17 protein-coding genes and 1 pseudogene are annotated in these 20,359 nt (G+C 24.2%); 4 read left to right on the top strand and 14 right to left on the bottom strand.

Annotated features, from left to right (window positions below; genetic code table 11):
* The first annotated feature begins 250 nt into the window (after window positions 1-250).
* The 4 genes from BB_RS05075 (at window position 251) to BB_RS08045 (ending at window position 3,267) form a co-directional block, all read left to right on the top strand.
* Window positions 251-745, top strand: coding sequence for a P13 family porin (locus BB_RS05075; RefSeq protein ID WP_012665269.1), 495 nt, complete (start codon window positions 251-253; stop codon window positions 743-745).
* A gap of 431 nt (window positions 746-1,176) precedes the next feature.
* On the top strand, window positions 1,177-1,842 hold the full coding sequence (locus BB_RS05070) for a virulence associated lipoprotein (protein ID WP_010890330.1): 666 nt from the start codon (window positions 1,177-1,179) through the stop codon (window positions 1,840-1,842).
* Between the two features lie 643 nt (window positions 1,843-2,485).
* Entirely contained in the window at window positions 2,486-3,058 is a 573-nt protein-coding gene (locus BB_RS05065) for a hypothetical protein (RefSeq protein ID WP_416171579.1), read from the top strand.
* Window positions 3,013-3,267: a CRASP family complement regulator-acquiring lipoprotein gene (locus BB_RS08045; protein WP_416171580.1), complete on the top strand. Its 255-nt coding sequence runs from the start codon at window positions 3,013-3,015 to the stop codon at window positions 3,265-3,267. The genes BB_RS05065 and BB_RS08045 overlap by 46 nt, the downstream gene beginning before the upstream one ends.
* Before the next feature lie 562 nt (window positions 3,268-3,829).
* On the opposite strand, the gene BB_RS05060 is transcribed toward BB_RS08045, so the two are convergent.
* From BB_RS05060 to BB_RS04995, 14 genes and pseudogenes are all read right to left on the bottom strand, one after another.
* A complete protein-coding gene (locus BB_RS05060) occupies window positions 3,830-5,008 on the bottom strand; it encodes an MFS transporter (RefSeq protein WP_010890322.1) in 1,179 nt (392 codons plus the stop codon).
* A gap of 1,514 nt (window positions 5,009-6,522) precedes the next feature.
* A complete protein-coding gene (locus tag BB_RS05055; RefSeq protein WP_010256998.1) occupies window positions 6,523-7,095 on the bottom strand; it encodes a chromosome replication/partitioning protein in 573 nt (190 codons plus the stop codon).
* 58 nt (window positions 7,096-7,153) lie between these two features.
* Window positions 7,154-7,906: a ParA family protein gene (locus tag BB_RS05050; RefSeq protein WP_010256993.1), complete on the bottom strand. Its 753-nt coding sequence runs from the start codon at window positions 7,904-7,906 to the stop codon at window positions 7,154-7,156.
* On the bottom strand, window positions 7,882-8,436 hold the full coding sequence (locus BB_RS05045; RefSeq protein ID WP_010256990.1) for a DUF226 domain-containing protein: 555 nt from the start codon (window positions 8,434-8,436) through the stop codon (window positions 7,882-7,884). Before BB_RS05045 ends, BB_RS05050 begins: the two co-directional genes overlap by 25 nt.
* Window positions 8,433-9,545 (bottom strand): plasmid maintenance protein, encoded by a 1,113-nt coding sequence (locus tag BB_RS05040; RefSeq protein ID WP_010890320.1) that lies wholly within the window; start codon window positions 9,543-9,545, stop codon window positions 8,433-8,435. The genes BB_RS05045 and BB_RS05040 overlap by 4 nt, the downstream gene beginning before the upstream one ends.
* A gap of 2,276 nt (window positions 9,546-11,821) precedes the next feature.
* Entirely contained in the window at window positions 11,822-13,177 is a 1,356-nt protein-coding gene (locus BB_RS05035) for a virulence associated lipoprotein (protein WP_010890325.1), read from the bottom strand.
* A gap of 349 nt (window positions 13,178-13,526) precedes the next feature.
* On the bottom strand, window positions 13,527-13,937 hold the full coding sequence (locus BB_RS07835; protein WP_257730679.1) for a virulence associated lipoprotein: 411 nt from the start codon (window positions 13,935-13,937) through the stop codon (window positions 13,527-13,529).
* Between the two features lie 1,076 nt (window positions 13,938-15,013).
* A complete protein-coding gene (locus tag BB_RS05025; protein WP_010256964.1) occupies window positions 15,014-15,232 on the bottom strand; it encodes a hypothetical protein in 219 nt (72 codons plus the stop codon).
* An 812-nt stretch (window positions 15,233-16,044) separates the two neighbouring features.
* Complete coding sequence (locus BB_RS05020; RefSeq protein WP_044283669.1) at window positions 16,045-16,437, bottom strand: hypothetical protein; 393 nt, start codon at window positions 16,435-16,437, stop codon at window positions 16,045-16,047.
* A gap of 40 nt (window positions 16,438-16,477) precedes the next feature.
* Window positions 16,478-16,615, bottom strand: a complete 138-nt coding sequence (locus tag BB_RS05015) for a hypothetical protein (protein WP_012665263.1) — start codon at window positions 16,613-16,615, stop codon at window positions 16,478-16,480.
* Between the two features lie 393 nt (window positions 16,616-17,008).
* Window positions 17,009-17,824, bottom strand: a complete 816-nt coding sequence (locus tag BB_RS05010) for a 5'-methylthioadenosine/adenosylhomocysteine nucleosidase (RefSeq protein ID WP_010256945.1) — start codon at window positions 17,822-17,824, stop codon at window positions 17,009-17,011.
* Window positions 17,825-18,499: 675 nt separating this feature from the next.
* A pseudogene (locus BB_RS05005) lies at window positions 18,500-18,742 on the bottom strand (plasmid maintenance protein); the annotation flags it as partial.
* 513 nt (window positions 18,743-19,255) lie between these two features.
* Window positions 19,256-19,624, bottom strand: coding sequence for a plasmid maintenance protein (locus tag BB_RS05000; RefSeq protein ID WP_010890321.1), 369 nt, complete (start codon window positions 19,622-19,624; stop codon window positions 19,256-19,258).
* 127 nt (window positions 19,625-19,751) lie between these two features.
* Window positions 19,752-20,117: a plasmid maintenance protein gene (locus BB_RS04995; protein WP_044283674.1), complete on the bottom strand. Its 366-nt coding sequence runs from the start codon at window positions 20,115-20,117 to the stop codon at window positions 19,752-19,754.
* Window positions 20,118-20,359: the final 242 nt, after the last annotated feature.

The following is a 20,359-nucleotide window of genomic DNA, read 5'->3' as shown; positions in this document are numbered from 1 at the left end:
AATATTTTATTTATTTGGAGAGGTATTAATGAAAACTTTATCTTTGGTATAGAAGTTATTGCCTTATCTCTAATAGAGGATCTCTATTGATATCATCAAAAAGTATATTTAAAATCAAAATAAACCTATTTATTAACAAACTCATCTTAACCCAAATTTCATAGAAATTATAGTTTAAGTATTCTTTGGGGGTTTTTGATAAATTGCATTAATATTTAATTATTAAAATTTATTGGGAGGTAATATCAATATGAAAAAAATTTTAACATTGATATTAATTTTTAGCTTAACAATACAAATCTTTGCAACACAAGATAAGCTTGAAAAAAGTGTTGGAAGTATTGAAACCATTATGAAATATAAAAGCGAAAAAGCAACTATACTAGCACCATTCCTTTTGAATTTATTTTTAACTTTAGGAATAGGATCCTTTGTCCAAGGAGATTATATTGGTGGTGGCGCAGTGCTTGGATCTCAGTTATTAGGAGGAATACTTTGCATAGCTGGAAATATTCTTGGCCATACAGATGATGAAACAAGAGCAACAACTGGGCATATAATAACAACGATAGGAGTAGGCACGATTATAGCATCCCACATAGCCTCACTTATTATTCCATTTACATTTGCAAATAAACACAATGCAAATCTTAAAAAAAGACTCGGCATTGATATTGCGGGTTTTGAACCCAATTTTGATATTGGAATAAGCGGATTCCAACTATCGTTTAAAAAAAGATACTAAATAAAATATCAAAGCTATAAAAATTAGTTACAAAAAACTACTGTAGTGATATAAATAATAAAATTTAATTAATGGAAATTTTATATAAAATATAAACAAAGACTTTATAAATTTGAAGATTTTCTTGAGAAGCTCATCATAAAAAGAAGATAAACAGTGTTAACGTTTATTAGTATAAATAAATCAAAATAATATAAATTTAATCCTAGCAATAAAAATGGGATCTTGTTTTTAGATAGGGTTTTTAAAAGACTTTAAAAAAATATTAAAACTTAGAAAATATTAAAAAGACTATAACAATGCACTTTTATTGTCAAAAATTACTTATTTAATCTAATAAAAATATCTTATTATTCTGTCAATCTTATTGTGTTGTATGTTCTCTAATATAATAATACAATTAATCTATACTAATTGAGGAGAATATTTTTATGAAAAACAACATAATTTTATGCATGTGTGTTTTTTTACTTTTAAATAGCTGCACCGCTAACCATGAAGCTGAAGCGAAAATAAAAAAACATGTTGATAAAACAAAAAACGAATATATTAATGAAATAAAAAATTTAATAGCAACAACCAAAGAAATCATCGAAAAACGAAAATTGCTACAAGCTAAACCAGTAGATCAAAACCCCGTAGATGATACAAACAATAAGAAAGTTTTCGAGATAGATAAAAGAGCTTTCGATTTTATAAATAGTTTTTTAACAGATGATGAATTTAATAAATTTGTAACAATATTTCATAAACCAACACTAAAATCACCCGGAAAAGTATTAAATAGCATAGCAATTCTAGAGCTAAACATAGAGCAGGTAATTAATCACCTAGACTCAAAAAATGAGACCTTAAATAAAGCAAGCTCTTTAGATTTGGAAAAGATCAAAAATTCCCTTGAACAGCTGTTCTCTATAAGGAATTTTTTTTCAACAATCATAAAAAGGGTCTTATTAGATCATCAAAACAATGAAAATTCTATAAAACCAGATGATTCTAAATCAGGAACCTATTTCGATACGATATACGATCAGTTTAATGAAAAAAATAAAGAGGTTAGAAATCTGAAAAAAACCATATTATCACTGCCGAATTAATATGGGGGTTTAAGTAAATTAAACCTTTAAATATAAAAGTCTAATAAAAGTTTATTATTTACCATTAATATTGCTTTAATTAAACGTGCAGAAATTTAATTACACAAACAGAAAAATAAATTATAATTGAAATTAATCAATAAATAGCAAACAATTGAACCTTTAAGAAGTAAAAATTGCAAAAACAATTATTTTAATATTAAAACAAACATAATAAGAGATTTACTTATAATAGAAAACTTTACTATTAATTTCAGAAAGGTTAAATCGACATTAAGAGATAAATTTAAATAAATGATGTTGATCGGCCCGAAAGCATTCTGAAAACTGTCAAAATTAAAATCGAAAATTTAAATAAACTGGGGGGCTTTTAGAAAAAATGAAAAATGTCTTAAGAATCTAAAGAACAGTGGGCCTTGTTTTATTAAAATAAGCAAGTATGTCCAAATTGTTGAACCAGTATTACTAAATTAGTATATTAATTTATAAAAATTAATCAAGGATATATAAAATAAATTTTAAAAAAGTTTAAATTGTAATAAAAAATTTAATTTTATTAACTAAATAGCTAATATTTAATCAAATTAAATGTTTAATTATAATAAGTATAAATAAATATGGAATGATATAAAGGAGAGTATTAATGAAATGCCATATAATTGCAACTATATTTGTTTTTCTATTTTTAGCTTGCAGTACAGATTTTAATACTGATCAAAAAGGCATTAAATACCCGCCTACCGAAAAATCAAAGCCCAAAACTGAAGACTCTAAGCAAAAAGAATTAAAGCCTAAAACAGAAAAAGAACTAAAGAAAAAACAACAACTAAAAAATAAACTACTTAATGATTTAAAAAATTCAATAGAAACAGCTAATAAGCATAAAGAAAAGTATAAAAAAAGAATGAAAGAAGAACCCGAAGATCAATACGGGGTACAGGCTTTCAAAGGATCGAATTGGGGGCCGGGGACTGAAGATGTATCTGCCAACACCGAAAGATCTATAAGATTTAGAAGACATACTTATACTATTTTAAGCACGCTGAGTCTTCATGAATTAAAGGAATTCTCAAATATTGTTACAAATGAAAATAAACTGGTGCCAGTAGTAGATATGTTTAATTTCTTTAGCTCTATTGGGACAGCTCTTGATATAACAACCGATAGCTTATATCCCAAAAAGACAATCTGGACAAACCAGATCTGTCGGATTTAGAAACGCTTAAAAATTCATTTGAAGCAATATTGTCTGCAAAAGAAAAAGTCGCAAGCGGGGTAATGCAACTTGTAAGAGATTATAAAAATCTAAAAACAGATATTAATAAGCTTAAATCTTATTTAAATGACCTTTACAATGAATCTGAAGAACAAGCTACAAAAGCAGAAAATCTGGAAGAGTTTATAGTGTCAAAATATAAACTTTAATGTTTCGCTTTTAAAATTTATTAACAATTTAAAAATGTATATTTAAGCTTTTGTGGAAAAATATTTTATCTATTTAAGTAGGGATCACTATTGATATTAATTTTGGCTTAGAAATTCTTGTATTATTTCTACTGAAAAAGTTTTTACAGATATCATAAAAAGCATATTCAGAATCAAAATAAATCTATTTAACAAATTTATCTACACTTATAATCCCTGTGAAATTTGGATGAAAAATCATTTGTTATTTTTTATTAAACTTTAGTTTTAAGTGTATTATAAATTTAATAGTCTAAAAATGTGTGAACATTTGATTTTTGCTATTTAAATTGATTTTAATTTTATCTTTTAATTTTATACTTTTTAGACACGCTATATATTCTTTTGCCCTCTTTAAATAAAGAATCTTTTATCATTCATAGAGATAAATGATAAAAGATATACTGTTTAATATTAAGCAAACTATAATTCGATCTTTAAAAAAGATTTAACCCAAAATAGATAAGTTATAAAGCCTTCTAATATCTTTTATTTAAAAAATATGTTAATAGTATTCTATTTTCTAGCTTCTTCTATTATTTCTAAATTTATACACCACAATAATAGATAATGTACAAAAAATCAATATTAATAAAACAAATGTATTTATAGCACTTATAAAATTAGTTAAAACCGAACATATAGCTAATGTTAAAAATGAAAATATACGAGATATTATGCTATTAATAGAAGTTATAGTCCCTAAAACTTTTGAATCTATATTTTTTCTTAAAAAATATTCTAAATTATTAGAATAAATAGCAATTAAAATTACTAAAAATGTGATTACAGCAATAAATATGTAAATATGTGAAACTATTTTTATTAGAACTGACAATAAAGATATTATGGTTAAAATAATATAAATATCATATTTTAAATGTTTAATTTTTCTAAATGCCCATGCTCCTATAATATCTGATAAACGAAATAGCACATAGATAATTCCAAATATACTAACAGATATGGTTTTGTCAATAAAAATTGCTTGCCAGTATAAATAAAAAGGTTGATAAAAAAATTGAATAGAGCCAATCAAAATAAATAATTCTAAAAGTTCTTTAGATTTCAATAATGTTATTACAATTCTTTTAAACTTTATAAGATATAAACTTAAATCTTCTTTACCATGATTATAATCTAGATTTTTATCATTTGGTATAAAAAAAATTGTAATTAAAGACGCTACCAAATATATTAATAATGAAATTAGATAAATTTTTATATCAATATACAAATATAATACACTTCCAATGTATCCACCTAAAATAGCACCAATACTTAGGATTATTTTTACAAATGATATAAAAGCTTTTAGCTTTTTTGAGTTATTTTGATATATTTTAGTAAAGCTAATGTCAATCGTGCCAGTGCTAATAGCAGCTGACATCCCATATATAAACCATGAAACACAAATAAACACGAATGAAGAGGTTTTAAAAACAATAAAATAAGAAGTCATTAATAGAAAAATTGACACCAAGTAAACAATTTTTCTATCAAAAATATCTGATATTACACCTGATGGAAATTCAAAAATAATAATTGCTACCATATAACAAATTTGTACCATAGCAATATCTTTTAGTGATAACCCTTTATTTATTAAAATAATAGTTAATACAGCATGTGGCAAAGTCCTTGCAAGTTCTGACAAAAATAATGAATAAAAATAATATTTTTGATGTTTGCTTTCTACCATAAATCTTTATTATATTTTATTTATATTTTTTAAAAAATATAAATAAAATAATAAATTGCAATTACCAATACCAATTTCTTTATTTAGAATAAAGAATTTTTTCATATTCATTGTCAAAGTAAAAAATAATATCAATAACAACCATAATCAATGCAATTGTATTATTAGTAAAAAAAAGACGGGGCTTGATGGTCTTTATTTATTAGTATTATTTTACTTTTTAATTTAAAAGATGATGGCCTTTTTATAATTCCTATGTCAACAAATTAGCGACAAAACGAAATATTTAGAATATAAAATGTACCAATGCTTGAAAAATTATTGATATAGTCAATATTTATAAGTGGAATAGAACTTTAAATGCAAAATTTATTAATTAAAAAAAGTAGCTAATCATCTAATGTAAGTATTATTAATGCTGGTTTAATTTTTATTTTAGTAAAAATATTCTTTAATATTTTTACTAAAACTTTTTCATTATGGGGCTTAGTTTAAATAGTTTTATTTAGCGATTTTAGATTTTCTTTAATTATATCTACTTTGCAAAGCCCTATATCATTTTAACTAAACAAAAATTGTTTAGTTAAATTAGATTCTTCTATTTTATTTTCATCTATAAAAATTATAAACCCTAATTTAATATTTTTTATTAAACAAAAATATGCCTAAAAGAGGCCTAACTGTCTTTAAATATATATCTTTTATTTAAAAATAAAGGGGACACATATGGATCCCTTAATTAGATAGCTAAAAAATAGGGGTGTGGTGGTTTTGAATTTAACAAAACAAATTCAAGATTCATAGTAAACTCATTGATTTTAATTCCTAAATTTATGCTTGAATATAAATTCTATAAAATATTTGTTATTTTAAAATAGCCTCTTTTTTTTAAAATCTTAAACAACAGTGTTTATATAATCAATAGTAGTCCTTGCTGGCCCTTGAGCCTATATAATATCGTCATTAACACCCCGTCCTTATAAATCACTACCCCTGCTAAAGTTTCTAATTTGCCCATTTTTTTAATAGTTGCTCTTGTATTTTAATAAATTCTACAGCTCTAAATCATAAATTATTCAAATCCTTACTCTTAAATATATATAAATTTACTTTAAATGCCCTGTTCCTTCTAAAATATTTTTAAGTGTTCGTCTTACCATTGATTATCAAAACACATTGTTGCTAATCAAGATATTGCCCAACTTATTACACCGTGCTTATTAAGCGTGCTTCTTTGCAAAATTTATTATAATCAAAATTAAAAACATTCTTCGTTGCTTATTACTGACAATTTATTGTCAATTGAGATCAATTTACCTTTTTCTTTGATAATATTTAATTTTTTTTCAAATACTTTAACCAAATAAAATTCCTCTGCTTAGCAAATGATCTTTTAAATTTTCAGTTGCTTTTTTGTATATATTTCCTTATTTGTTAAATCAATTATTTACAATTTCTAACTTTATATTTTATATTTCAATAATATTAAAGATTAAATTGCTTATAAAATTTTCTTATTGTCCCTTTGATTCCTTATATCTTTTTAAAAGTTTATTAAGAAAATCTTTTTGATTTTTAAAAATCTCATCCATCATAAAACTTACAAACCTAGAATTGCTTTTATAAAAGTCATAACTTTCCTGGTTCTTGAGTTGAAATCTTAATGGTTTTATTGGATTTTGTTTTGATTTTTTTATTGTACCATTTGCTTGATTTTTAATATATCTTATAGAGGCCCTTATTCCATTATTGGTAATAAAATTTTCTTCTAATATTCCCGCCTCAATTGCAGCGGCTAATTTTATATATTCATAAGACTGTGTCTTTGCTAATTTAAAATCTGATAAAAAATCTTTAAAAGATTTATATCCTCCTTCTAAATAGAGCCTCTTGTCATTTATTTTCTTAAGGATCTTCATGGTATCAATAATATTGTATATTTCTGATTTAATATTATTTTTTAATTGTGTAATTAATCGCTCAAATTCTTCTTTTCTTTGATTCTCATTGCTTTGATCAAGAATATAATTTAAATTATTTTCTGAAATTCTTTTATTAATTTTTAAATTAATGTTTTTTTTATTCATATTTTTGCCCTTATTTCCAATAAGTCCGGCATGCCGGACTTATTAAGTTTGTCAATTCTTACAATTTTCCCAAAAAAACATCCAATATTTTTTTATATTCAATAATGTAATCTTTTGAAAAATCAAATTTTTCATTACACCCTATTCTTTTATTTAAATCTTCTCTTTCGCTTATGTATCCCAAAAACCCGTTTTTCATGCTTACTATTTCCATTAATTGCTTGTGGGTAACATTTTTTTTAAACCTTGTAATAACAATAAATATTGGTATTCCAGCAACTTCTTTTATATACCTTCTTAATGTTTCAAATCCTTCAACTGCCCATTTTTCTGCCGTCATTGGAGATATTACATAATTACTGCTAATTAGGGAAAGCTTTAATGTGAAATTCCTTTTGGGATTAGTATCAATTATAATATAATCATAGTTGTCTGCTATGGAATTTAATTTCGTCTTTAATGAAAATTCAATTGGAAGATGCCGGTTATCATAATAATACTCTCCATTTAATTCATCGACTGTTATATAACTGGGTATCAAAGCTATGTTATTTTCAACATTAATAATGCTTTTATTAATATCTGTACCGTCTTTTATAACATTTCCTATGTTCATTTTAGATATATCGAAATTTTTTGTTTCTAATTCATTATAATAATAGCTTGTAGTAGCAGCTTGATCATCTGTATCGATCAAAAGTACTTTATGCTTTTTCGATAATAGATTTGCAAGTATTATTGAAGTTGTGCTTTTACCAACGCCCCCTTTAAGGCTTGCAATTGTTATTATTTTTGATTTTTTTCTATCCATCTTATAATTATTCCTTTTTCTGGATATTTTTTACCGTAAAATTCATATACGTGTTTCTCTAGTTTTGTAAACATATCAATACAAGCCATATTATATGGTGTATTTTCTTTTTCTTTTTTTAATAAGCGAAATAATCCTTTAAAGTAACAAAAAACGCTTCCTTTTTTAAATCTAAATTCTATGTAATGTGCTTTTGATAATCCATATGACTTTATGGTTCCGTTTATTTCATATTTTACGAAAATGTTTTTTATAGGTTTTCTATATCCATAGTAAATACCTAAAAATTTGTCCCCTTCTTTTATAGAATATAAACGAACTTCTTCTACTTTCATTTGATTAAATAGTGTTCTTAATGATATACGACATTCATTTCTTTTATTGTCAATTCCTAATTTATAAATATCCATCATTATTTTTGTATGATACATTGTTTTGTCATTTTCTTTTTCAATCTTTATGAAACGATCTTTATTTTTACATTTAATTCTTGGTTTCTCTATTTTTATAGATTTTATGATGCTTTTCATACATTATCCTTATATAACATCTTTGTTTGACAATCTTTGTACAGGCTATTTTTCGTTTTCTTTATAGTTTCTAATAGTTCATAATAATAGGTATTGAACACTTTATCATATTCTAGGGTTTTTTTGCTATTTAGATAATTTTTTATAATTGGCTTTAAAGTTTTTATTTCCAATTCTTTTTTCAATTGTTCTATTAGTATGTTGAAAATATTTACTTTTATATGTATATATTTTTTTGTAATACTTTCTTTTTTAATTTCAATTGATTTTTCTAGTTTAAGCCTTATTTTGTCTAGGTCTTTGTATTTTTTATTTTCAATAATAAAATGGGGCTTGGTTTTATAACTTTTATATATGTTTTCGATTTTGAGTTTCAGTTGTTTGGTGTCATATCCTTTTTTTTCTAATTGCTTTTTAGTTTTGCTTAGTATTTCTTTCAACATTTTTTGCTTTTTCTTAAAACAAACTTTGTTTTTATTTTTTGTTAAGTCGGTTTCAATTTTTTTTATTATTTTTATTATTTCAATTGTTTTATTCTTACTAATGTTTAATTCTAAAATGGACTTAGCTTCTTCGGATAAAAAGTTACATTTGTTGAAATATTTTTTTATTTGACATTTTTCTATTTTATTATTTCTTATGTCTTCTTCTTCTTCTTCTTTATTATTATTATTATTATTACACTCCTCTAAATTTAGATTCCCTTTTTTATTAAATTTGTCTTTAAGGTAGTTGTTAACCCTTGCTTGGAATCTTATATCTTTTTTTTCTTTAAAGTGTTGATTGATTTTAAGGTAGCATTCTTTTTTTGGATAATTAAGTTTGTAATAAATTTCAGTTCCAAAATTTACTCCCAAATGTTTATGGTAGTTGGTCGTTACTTTTATTTCTTTTTCTAATTTGTAAAGATAATTTTGCATTGTTTTTAGTTTAACAGTTGGTTGTCCATTTCTTTTTAAATTTTCATTAAAGTAATAAAGTATATTACTTTGGGTATATTTTTTATATTTACTGTTTATATACTTTAGCGTAGAGATAAAAACTATTAATTTGTGTTGTAATTTATTCTGGCAAGGTGTGTTTTTGCGGTTGGTAAATGCATTTTGCATATTAATACTCCTAGTTATTTTGATTTTTATAAATACATTTATAGCACAGTATTTAAATAAAAGCAAATACTTTTATAAAAAAATCATAAAAATTAATAATTTATTGCAATGTTTATAATTGGGAAGATTGCAATTTAGCCTGAAGACAAGTTGATTTTAATTCTAATTTGATCTATACTACAATTAGTGTAGAAAAATATTTTCATATTAACTACCTATTTATTTTTGATCATTTTATGAGAGGCAAACAGGGCTTATATAGGTTCTTTGGCCAGAGAACTTATATAAGCCCTGAGCTTTTACAAAAATTTTTTGTTTAAGAGACAATAAAAATAGTTTTTAATACTTTTTACATATGTACTAAATTAAAGAATAAAAACATTAGAGCAATTTGGTTGTTAATAATAATCTGAATTTAGATCTGGAAAATTCAATAAGAGGGAATTAAAGCTTTAAAAGCTTATATAAGTTTATAAAAAAATTAAATAGCGTTGTCAAAAATTTTAAAGGATATAGGTATAAATATTTGAATTTTAATTGAATGGGAATTTAATTTGACAACATTATTGATATATTGTATTAACTATTTGGCCGTAGAGTTGCTTATATAAAAATGTAGATGTTAGTTGCATGTCTTAATATAATATTGGACATGATATTTAATATCTATTAATAATGATTATGAAAGTTAAGAATCTTTTATTTAGTTAGCAAATATGTGTTAATAAATATCAAAGAAAAGACACTATTAAAAGAAAAGAAACATATTAGCAAGGATTGAAAAAAGATCGGGGGGGGTGTTATATATCCTTTAAAGATATGTTATTTAATATAATTATATAATTAAAAAATTATAAAGTGTTTATGTCTTTTTTTAATGGTCTAAGTTATTTTTAATTTTTTGACGTGATTTTTTTTTTCTCGAGTTGTGCTATTGAATACACTTCAACAGCTTTGTTTGCGTCAAACATTTTAATTGCGTATTTTTTATTTAACCAATAGAGCAGCTTTTTTGTGCTCTTTAGAGCTTTTTATATTTTCTTTAGTAAACTTGATTACATTTGAGTTCTCGAATGCATATTTTAAATTATAGTGGTTTTTGAATTTTGAGGTTTTGTGTTTTACAAAAACAACTTATTATAAATACATAATTAATTTTGTTTTTTAGGCATTTGTCCAACATGCATAAAAATATATTTATACAATGTTATGCTATTTTTATATCAACTAAGCGGGAATTGTAAACTATGATTAAACTAAAAATTAATAAAAACTTTTATAAAAAATAAATTTAAGCTCAATTAAGAAAATAATTATATTTAAAAATAATGCTTTAAAAATTATATTCTAACAAAAATTATAAATTGAATGATAATCAAAAATTCCTAATAAACAAATTGTCTATATACTTAAGCATATTTTTTTATTAAAAGTAAAGTAATCAACAAGTGCATTGTATTATTAGTTTGTTGGACGATCAACATTAAAATCAAAATTATATATATAGGAATGGACGATATTGGTTATGTAATATTACAAAGTGGCTGTCGAGCTCTTAAAAAATAGGTCAAAAAGTTAATTGGGGGGTACATATAAAGCGCGGAGTTTTCGGCTGAGCACAAAGAGATAATTTGAGAGTAGTTGTATCACATTGCTTGAAAAAAAGTAAAAAATAAGGGAATAGTTGTTGATTTTGACCAAGATTCCAAAAATACAGTATTTTAACTAGCAACTTAATGTAAGCTATTAACAATATTTTTAAAAGCAAGAATGTAAATATTTGTGTCGATAAATAGATTAGCTGAGGTGAGTATTCCGAAAGACTGTCTATTGGGTATTAAAGACCTTTGGCAATCAATTACGTGCAAGAAACACTCGATTGTCTAGAAACGCTACCATATGACCAAAAGAGATATAAGAGTGCAGCAGAAGAGAGTATATACAAAGAGCAAATTAACAAATTAGAGACTTATAGAAAAAGTAGTTTACTTTGAGGAAATAATTCTATATTTTAAGTGCTTTTAACTAAAAAGCAAAAGAATTGTTAACCTATAATTTATATAAACTTTAGATAGATATAGGTTTATATAAATTAATTTGTAAGGGGGTTGAATATGTTTTTTATGATATCTAAAACTTTTTCAGGGGAAATAATATAAGAATTTCTAAGCCAAAAACCATATTAATAGTAATACCTACCCAAATAGATAAAATATTTTTTCACAAAAGCTTAAATATACATTTTTAAATTGTTAATAAATTTTAAAAGCGAAACATTAAAGTTTATATTTTGACACTATAAGCTCTTCTAGATTTTCTGCTTCTAGAGCTTGTTGCTTAATTCCATTAACCAGTTCATTTGAATAAGATTTAAGCTTATTAATATCTGTTTTTAGATTTTTATAATCTAATAAAAGTTTTTTTGCTTTTCCTGCAACACTTCCTTTTATATATAATATTTGTTCAAATGAATTTTTAAGTATTTCTAAATCTGCAATATCTAGTTTGTCTAGATTGTCTTTTTTGAAATATAGGTGATCACTTACTATGTCAAGAGCTCCTCCAATAGCGCTAAAAGAATTAAATATACTTGCTACTGATGCTAGTTTATTTATATCTTGAATAATATTTGCGAATTCCTTTAATTCATGAGGATCCAGGGGGCTTAAAACAGTATAAGTGTGTCTTCTATATCTTATAGATCTTTCGGTATTGTCAGATATATCTTCAGTCCCTGGCCCCCAATTCAATCCCCTAAAAGACGTCATCCCGTAATGGTCTTCAGGTTCTTTTTCCATACTTTTTACATATTTTTCTTTAAAATTGTAGGCCGATTCTATTTGCTTTTTTAAATCATTAGATAGCGTATTTTTTAGTTGTTGTTTTCTTAGTTCTTCCTTCTCTTCTTCTTGTTGTTTTTTCTTAAGCTCTTCTTCTTGTTGTTTTTTCTTAAGCTCTTCTTCTTGTTGTTTTTTCTTAAGCTCTTCTTCTTGTTGTTTTTTCTTAAGCTCTTCTTCTTGTTGTTTTTTCTTAAGCTCTTCTTCTTGTTGTTTTTTCTTAAGCTCTTCTTCTTGTTGTTTTTTCTTAAGCTCTTCTTCTTGTTGTTTTTTCTTAAGCTCTTCTTCTTGTTGTTTTTTCTTAAGCTCTTCTTCTTGTTGTTTTTTCTTAAGCTCTTCTTCTTGTTGTTTTTTCTTAAGCTCTTCTTCTTGTTGTTTTTTCTTAAGCTCTTCTTCTTGTTGTTTTTTCTTAAGCTCTTCTTCTTGTTGTTTTTTCTTAAGCTCTTCTTCTTGTTGTTTTTTCTTAAGCTCTTCTTCTTGTTGTTTTTTCTTAAGCTCTTCTTCTTGTTGTTTTTTCTTAAGCTCTTCTTCTTGTTGTTTTTTCTTAAGCTCTTCTTCTTGTTGTTTTTTCTTAAGCTCTTCTTCTTGTTGTTTTTTCTTAAGCTCTTCTTCTTGTTGTTTTTTCTTAAGCTCTTCTTCTGTTTTAGGCTTTGATTCTTTTTGCTTAGAGCTTTCAGTTTTGGGCCTTGATTTTTCAGTAGGCGGGTATTTAATGTCTTTTTGATCGATATTAAAATCCGGCCTGCAAGCTAAAAACAGAAAAACAAATATAGTTGTAATTATGTGGTATTTCATAAATACCCTCCTTTACATAGTTTCATATTTATTTATTTATTTATATTTATTATAAGCAAATATTTAATTTAATTAAATACATAGTATTTAATTAAATTAAATAAATTTATTGTAGCTTAAACTTTTTTAAGATCTATTTTTATATATTCTTGATTGATTTTTCCCAAATTTGTTATTAGGGAGATAGTATGTTTTATTTATGAAGTGAATAAGGTTGCTTTTTTATAATTATTTAAATCCCAATGCGTTTTATTAAGGCAATATTAATAGGAAATAATGAACTTTTTTATTAGGCCTTTATATTTAAAGGCCTAATTTGCTTTAAAAATCCTTATTAATAAGTCTTAATTCATAATGTTGGGATAGGTATTGATAATATGGTGTTCTTCAGATTTCCAACCTCTTTATTTTTTTCATTAAACTGATTTAATATTGTGTCCAGGTATTCTTCTAATTTAGAGTCCTCTGTTTTTATAGAATTTGTATTTTTTTGATAATCTAACAAAATCTGTTTTATGCTTGTTGAAAAAAATTTCCTTATAGAGAATAATTGTTTAAGAGAATTTTTGATCTTTTCCAAATCTAGGGTATTTGCCTTATTTAAGGCATCTTTTTTTAAGTCTAAGTGATTAATTGTTTTCTCTAGGTTAAGCTCTAAAATTGCTATGCTGTTTAATATCTTGCCGTGCGATTGTAGCTTTGGTTTGTGAAATATTTTTTCAAATTCGTTGAATTCATCATCTGTTAAAAAACTATTTATAAAGTTGAAAGCTCTGCTATCTATCTTGAAAGCCTTCTCTTCATTTTTGTTGTTTGCAGGCTTTTGATTTTCCGGTTTAGCCCGCAGTAGTTCGTTTTTGTCTATACTTTCTTTATCTATCGCTATTAAATTTTTTATTTCATTAATATATTAGTTTTTTATTTTATCAGCATGTTTTTTTGTTGCTGCTTCAGCATCATTGTCGAAATTACAGCTATTTAAAAGCGAAAAAACACACATACATAAAATTATTTTGTTTTTCATAAATATTCTCCTTAATTGGCTTAGATTAAGCCTATTATTATATTAGAAATCATACAACATAATAATGTATTTTATTGTTAACAAGTATAATTTGTATAAAAAATAATATCCTCATCTTGTGTTGATAGGATTAAATTTACATTATTTTGTTTTTTATACTTATAAACATTAATCAAATTTTAGATGCCCACCTATTATTTTTTTAATTTTTATTCTTATTTGATCTTTTTTAGATAAAATAATTTTTCTTTAGAAGGGGATTTCCTTTTATATCTGTCAGAAATCAATCTTCTTTTATCTTGGGTTAATATTAAAATATTCTTATTTTTAATTTTAATGTCCTGGCCCGATTCATTTTAATTTAAAGTCTTTTTTAATAATAAATGCTGACATACGGTATGATATATTATCCCTTATTATTGTCAGAATATTTACCATTTTATTGTTCAAATTATTCCCTTATAAAAAATTCTTTATTTTTTAAATATCTTTTTAAACCTTTATGCCAAATTAGATATTTTCTTTTGTAAGGTTTTTTATATATAAACACCTTTTGTTTGAAAAATTCATTTTTTACTTTATAATTTCAAATTTTTAATTACTATTGTAAAGTAAAACAAAATTTTACTATTTTTTCAAATTCTCTATTTTATAATCTTTTTATAGGCTCATTTATACTCAAAGTGTTTAATTTTTTCCATTTTAAAATATCCCGAGAGAACTCTTTTGCAAAATCTTAAATGTCAATGCAATGTTTTTGTAACCGATTTATATAACTTTTATTTATGCTTTGTAATTCTTCTTTGCGATTTTTATATTTTCGGTTTTCTTTTTTTGATAAATTTATTTGCAAATTCTTTAATTTTTTGATTTTCTTCTTTTTGGGTATATTCTAACCAATCTTCAAGTGTTTTATTTTTACCATGTAGTTTTCTAAATAATGAGTATTCTCTATCCCACTTAATAGTAACATCCTCATATTCTTTTATGATATGTATTTTTGATATATGGTTTTTAGGGAATTTAATCATATTAACTCTTCCTCACTGTTTAAAATTATTATAGCAGTTTGATTCTTTTATTTTTTGAATTTTGTGACTCGTAGCAATAACTGGTTATAAATATTCTATAAACAGATCTGATTTTTGGATTTTTACTCAACATATATGTTTTAATTTTAAACTTGTAATGCTATTATTGCAAATGTTTACTGGTGGATTATTAATATTAATTTTACCCTTTTATTCTAAAACCTTTTTTCAATAGTTGATATAATTAAAAATATGGTGATCTTTTTTAGAAATAATAAATCTAGTAATGATTATGATTGTATGTTTTAGGCCTTCCAATTTGGATTGAAAATATGGGTTCTTTATAGGGAGGCTTTATTGTCTAAAATATAAATAGTACAAATACTTTTACAGTATTTTAACGATTTTGTCAAAATTACAGGGATATAGCACGGTAAATTATGTTTTTCCTAAAATCCAAAAAATTAAATTAATATATAATGTCAAAGGCAGCGTGCTTTTTTGAAATTCAAAGCCGCCATTTAAAGTGAATCATTAAGCCATGTGGATTAATTGAAGTTTAGCATAATGGAAAGTGGTTTAAAATATTTTATCTTTTTTACTTTTTCTTCTTCCTCTTTCTAAATAGCATATTTTCATATTGGGTGTTTTTATATTGATATCTTGCTGGAATGTTGCTTATAAAAGAACTGCTGACAAGACATAGTAAATTAATCCTTTATGCAATAACTTAAAGATTTATTTTTATTTTTTCTTAATTGTGCACTTTAACTCAATTAAGAAAAAATTTTAGATATAAAAAGCATTTAAAATTAATCTATATTAAAACAAACATGTATGGCTATTGCTGAATTTTTTATTTTACCAATTGCCTCATTTAGAGTTGTTAATATACTGTTATGCTCATTTTTATTTTTATCTTTAAGCTCATCACATACGCTTTCAAAATATGTTTCAACATTGTGCATAAGTGTTTTTATGCATTTTTTAGCTTCAATTTTATCTTCATTGCTTGAATTTTTTAAATATACCTTTATTAATGAATTTTGATTATTGAAATTATCTACTACCTTTTTAAGGTCATTGTATTTGCTAATGTTATTGTCATTTCCATCAATTGCTGCTATTTTTAACAATTCATCTAGCAAATTTATCATCTTTAAGCCATTTTCTAAATTTACTTTTAGCTGTTGATGAGGCGTCATAGCCCGACCCAATTAATGCTTTAAAAGCCAAATCAATCTTTTATAATGACTTTTTAATTGCTTTAACTAGCCCAAGAGTATCTTTTACTTCTATATTTTTACTATTGTTTTTGCTTTTCTTTTGAGAATTAACCTCTTTATTAGATTTTTCAGCATCGATTTTGGCTTCACTTGCCAATGTTAAGAGATCTTGAGTATTTAATGTTTTTATAAAAAGAAAATAAATTATTAAATTGAGCTTTTTGTATCAATGGGATTAATAATTTGGCTTTTAAGCATTTGGGGGTAGTTATTTTAATAAAGATATTACTTGCTGAGGGATTATAATCAAAAAAAGATATAATCAAGCACAGCGTAGAGAAGATCTTATTATAAAATAGTATTCATTGAAGAATATTGATTTTAATAAGGAGCTCTAATAATTATTATAAGCAAAGGAGACGGTAATTTTATAGTTCTGGAATAAAAGTTTAAGAGATGAGTGCAGCTACTAAAAGGCGCTATAATCAAACTTAAAGAAGATTATGAAAAAATAAAAAAAATACAAAATCTAATTAAAAACTTAATTAAGTTACATTAACTTAATTAAGTTTTCTACTATTTTTGCTGAGCTAGAAGAAGCTTTTTTTAAAAATTTTTTATAATCATCGTAATTATTCTCATTATTGACTATATCAGATATTCCCCGGATGATTATAAAGGGAATTTTAAAGCCGTATGCTACTTGAGCCATTGCGGCGCTTTCCATGTCTATTGCGATTGCGTTTTCAAATTCTTCTGGAATTTCTTGAAAAGTTTGATGATCAATGAATTGGTCTCCAGTAATTATTAAGCCCATATATGAGGTTATATTGTTTATTTTTATTTTAGAAGTTTTCCTTATAAGAGCAGTGTTTGCTTTAAATTTTTTAGGGTGTTCTGGAACATGTCCAATTTCATATCCAAATCTATGCAGATCAAAATCATAACTTGTTGTTTCTGTAGATATTACAACGTCTCCTATTTTTATAAATTTATTTTTATCACTATAAATTCCACTAGCAACTCCAGCATTGATTATGTGACTAATTTTATATTTTGATATAATATAGCTTGTCCAAAGGGCCGTATTTATTTTTCCAACTCCTGTAGCTATGGTAATTATATTATGATCCATTAATTTCCCAATGGCAATCTTTTTTTTTCTTCTATGCTCTTCTATTGAAATATATTTTTTGTTTTGAATAATCTTGTTTATCTCTTCTATTTCTGCTTTTGTAGCTGAGATTATTAAAATATTACTTTGAGAATTTTCATTTGGGGTATTTATTTTTGACTCATTTCCCCAGCTATTTAAAACTATAGATAAAAAAAATATTAATATGTTTGCTATATTTTTGATTTTCATTAAGAAAGCTCCCTTATATGTTTTTTATTAATTTATAAATTATTATTTACATATTTTTATAGTTTAAATAATATTGCAATATTAAACTATTTATAGGGTATTGTTTGTGTTTTATTTTTAACAATAAAACAAGCTTTTAGTTAAGAGTAAAGTTTAAAATATTACTAATAATATCAACACTTAAATACAAAAATCAAAAAAAATAAAGAGTATATATAAAGCAACTTGCCCTATTATTTGAATGTAAATTCAAGTAACGTGCAAAAAGAAACTATCTTGAAAGCACTTTTAAAGTTCTTTCAAGATAGAAAAAGCATTGGGAATAACAATCCAAAAATTTTTAATTAAACATTTAGGTTTAATGCGGGCACTGAAGCCTATTGGTGAGTCCAAATATTTTATTTTTTATTAAAATTAAAGTGAAATTGTATTTGACAAGGATGCAAAAGATGATTTCATTGATAGAAAAAACAAGCTTAAATTTAATACAGATGTATACTCGAAAATAGTTTAAGCAATAGCAAAATTTATGCTTTGGCATTTTATACTTAGAAGTTATTGAAATGGTTTATGTGTTGCTTGATTTTAATTCCTTGTATTTTGGGGGGCTGGCTCTATGTGTTTGGGATTTCTATTACATGGTTTGGATATCGATATTGTTATCAGAAATAGTTAGTAGTTTTTTGTGACTTTTATTTCTTTTTGTAGTCTATAAATATACTTTTGCATAGTTCTTAGTGTAGAAATAGGTTGACCGTTTTTTCTTAGATTTTTATTAAAATAATAGAGTATGGTTTTTTGTGTATATTTCTTATGTGTTTTGTTTAGATAGCATATTGTTGAAATAAGAACTATTAATTTGTGTTGAACTTTATTATAGCAATTTCTAGTGGTTTTATTTGTTGTTTTTGAATTCATAAAAGTTTCTCCTCACAATTGATCACTTTACAATATAACTAAAATTGCTATAAAAGTAAATACTCTTATAGCAATTTTAGTTATATTGTAAAGTTTTAGTAATTAAGATTAAAATTTATTTAAAATACAACTTGACTATGATTTAATTTTTGTTATACTATAAATAGTTCGACGCGGATTCGAATCACAATATGATCGTGAAATAGGGCTTAAAGCAAGTTTTTTATAAAGAATTTGTCTTAAGCCCTATTCATTTTATGTAACACTAATTTTCCCAGTTTAAGTTTTATTTTGTTTTGGGCACTATAATAATGATTTTTTTAGATTAAAAATTTTCTAGAATTTAAAGATATATTGAATTTATTTTGTATTTAGCTTTATATTGGTAATTAAATAATTATTCATGTTCAAAATATTCTTTATTGGGCCTATTATAGGCCATAATATACTAGGATAGATATTGGTTTACTATTTATATAATCGATTATAGTAAATTTTCTGGATTATATTAGCTTAAATATTAGGATGAAGATTATAAATTTTAGTGCAACAAACTTCTAAAGGGGAAAGGAGTGTATAAAGGCCTATAAAGCTTTCATTTTCTTTATTTGTGGGACGTTTTAAGATTACTTTTGGATTTTTTTCTAATATTTCAAGATATTCTAATAGGGTTTTATAATTAACCCTAAGTTGATAAGTTTTAGCTAGAGCCTCATTAAAATTGTTTTGTATTAAGACATAATTGTAAGTTTTATTTGCACTATAAAGTAATTCTTTATTCATATGATCTAGTGTTTTGACAAGAATGATTAACTTATTCTTATTAAATTTAATTTGCTTTTTCATTCTTGCGACCAATGTATCGTTAATTACTCCATCCATAATGAATTAGCCCCCTATTATATTAAATTTATATTACAAATATAGCACAGTATTTTTTAAATTTTTTTAGCGTAAAACAATATATTTCTAAAGTTTTGAATAAGATTATTTTATAATGTATTTACAATTAAGTAGTAGTGTTCTTTTGTATAAATTGTTTTAATTCTTTGTAGAATAATTCTATTAGTTTTAACCAAATTTTTTCTAGGGTATAATTAAGTTTATAATAAATTAGAGATTGATCGTTTTTAAAATAGAATTTTGCTATGATTTTTATTTCTTTTTCTAATTGCTTTAAGTATTTTTTCATTGTTGATATATTACTAGGAGGTAGATTTTTGTTTTTGAGATTTTCGTTATACTTTTTGAGTAGAGTTTTTTGAGAATAATTTTCTAATATTAAATTTATTTCAAATATTGTTTCGGTAAGAATAAGTATTCTGCATGCATGATCTATTCCTTTTTCTTGTTGTTCTTTTACAGACTTATACATAATATATAAGTATATAAAGATTATTTTGAAAATAAAGAATAAATTAAAAAAGTATTGATAATTTTCCAAAATTATAAAGTTTGGAATTTTAAAGTTAACACTTTTATGTAAAAATTACAAAAAATTAAAGTTTTACCATTTTGGGTTAAAGTTTTGTAATTTTGAAAAATTCAAGTTAAAGTTTTATTATTTTGGGTTAAAGTTTAGTATTTTCAAGTTAAATTTAGTAATTTAAAGGGTAA

The organism is Borreliella burgdorferi B31, assembly GCF_000008685.2.
Lineage (GTDB): Bacteria > Spirochaetota > Spirochaetia > Borreliales > Borreliaceae > Borreliella > Borreliella burgdorferi.
This window is presented reverse-complemented; position numbering and strand designations above follow the sequence as displayed.

Bases quoted from the DNA above. Each gene is read 5' to 3' on its own strand.
- BB_RS05065 (WP_416171579.1), top strand. From the start codon at position 2,486: ATGAAATGCCATATAATTGCAACTATATTTGTTTTTCTATTTTTAGCT.
- BB_RS05045 (WP_010256990.1), bottom strand. From the start codon at position 8,436: ATGAAAAGCATCATAAAATCTATAAAAATAGAGAAACCAAGAATTAAA.
- BB_RS05070 (WP_010890330.1), top strand. From the start codon at position 1,177: ATGAAAAACAACATAATTTTATGCATGTGTGTTTTTTTACTTTTAAAT.
- BB_RS05060 (WP_010890322.1), bottom strand. From the start codon at position 5,008: ATGGTAGAAAGCAAACATCAAAAATATTATTTTTATTCATTATTTTTG.
- BB_RS05075 (WP_012665269.1), top strand. From the start codon at position 251: ATGAAAAAAATTTTAACATTGATATTAATTTTTAGCTTAACAATACAA.
- BB_RS05025 (WP_010256964.1), bottom strand. From the start codon at position 15,232: ATGATTAAATTCCCTAAAAACCATATATCAAAAATACATATCATAAAA.
- BB_RS05000 (WP_010890321.1), bottom strand. From the start codon at position 19,624: ATGGATGGAGTAATTAACGATACATTGGTCGCAAGAATGAAAAAGCAA.
- BB_RS05035 (WP_010890325.1), bottom strand. From the start codon at position 13,177: ATGAAATACCACATAATTACAACTATATTTGTTTTTCTGTTTTTAGCT.
- BB_RS05010 (WP_010256945.1), bottom strand. From the start codon at position 17,824: ATGAAAATCAAAAATATAGCAAACATATTAATATTTTTTTTATCTATA.
- BB_RS05055 (WP_010256998.1), bottom strand. From the start codon at position 7,095: ATGAATAAAAAAAACATTAATTTAAAAATTAATAAAAGAATTTCAGAA.
- BB_RS05020 (WP_044283669.1), bottom strand. From the start codon at position 16,437: ATGACGCCTCATCAACAGCTAAAAGTAAATTTAGAAAATGGCTTAAAG.
- BB_RS04995 (WP_044283674.1), bottom strand. From the start codon at position 20,117: ATGTATAAGTCTGTAAAAGAACAACAAGAAAAAGGAATAGATCATGCA.
- BB_RS05040 (WP_010890320.1), bottom strand. From the start codon at position 9,545: ATGCAAAATGCATTTACCAACCGCAAAAACACACCTTGCCAGAATAAA.
- BB_RS05050 (WP_010256993.1), bottom strand. From the start codon at position 7,906: ATGGATAGAAAAAAATCAAAAATAATAACAATTGCAAGCCTTAAAGGG.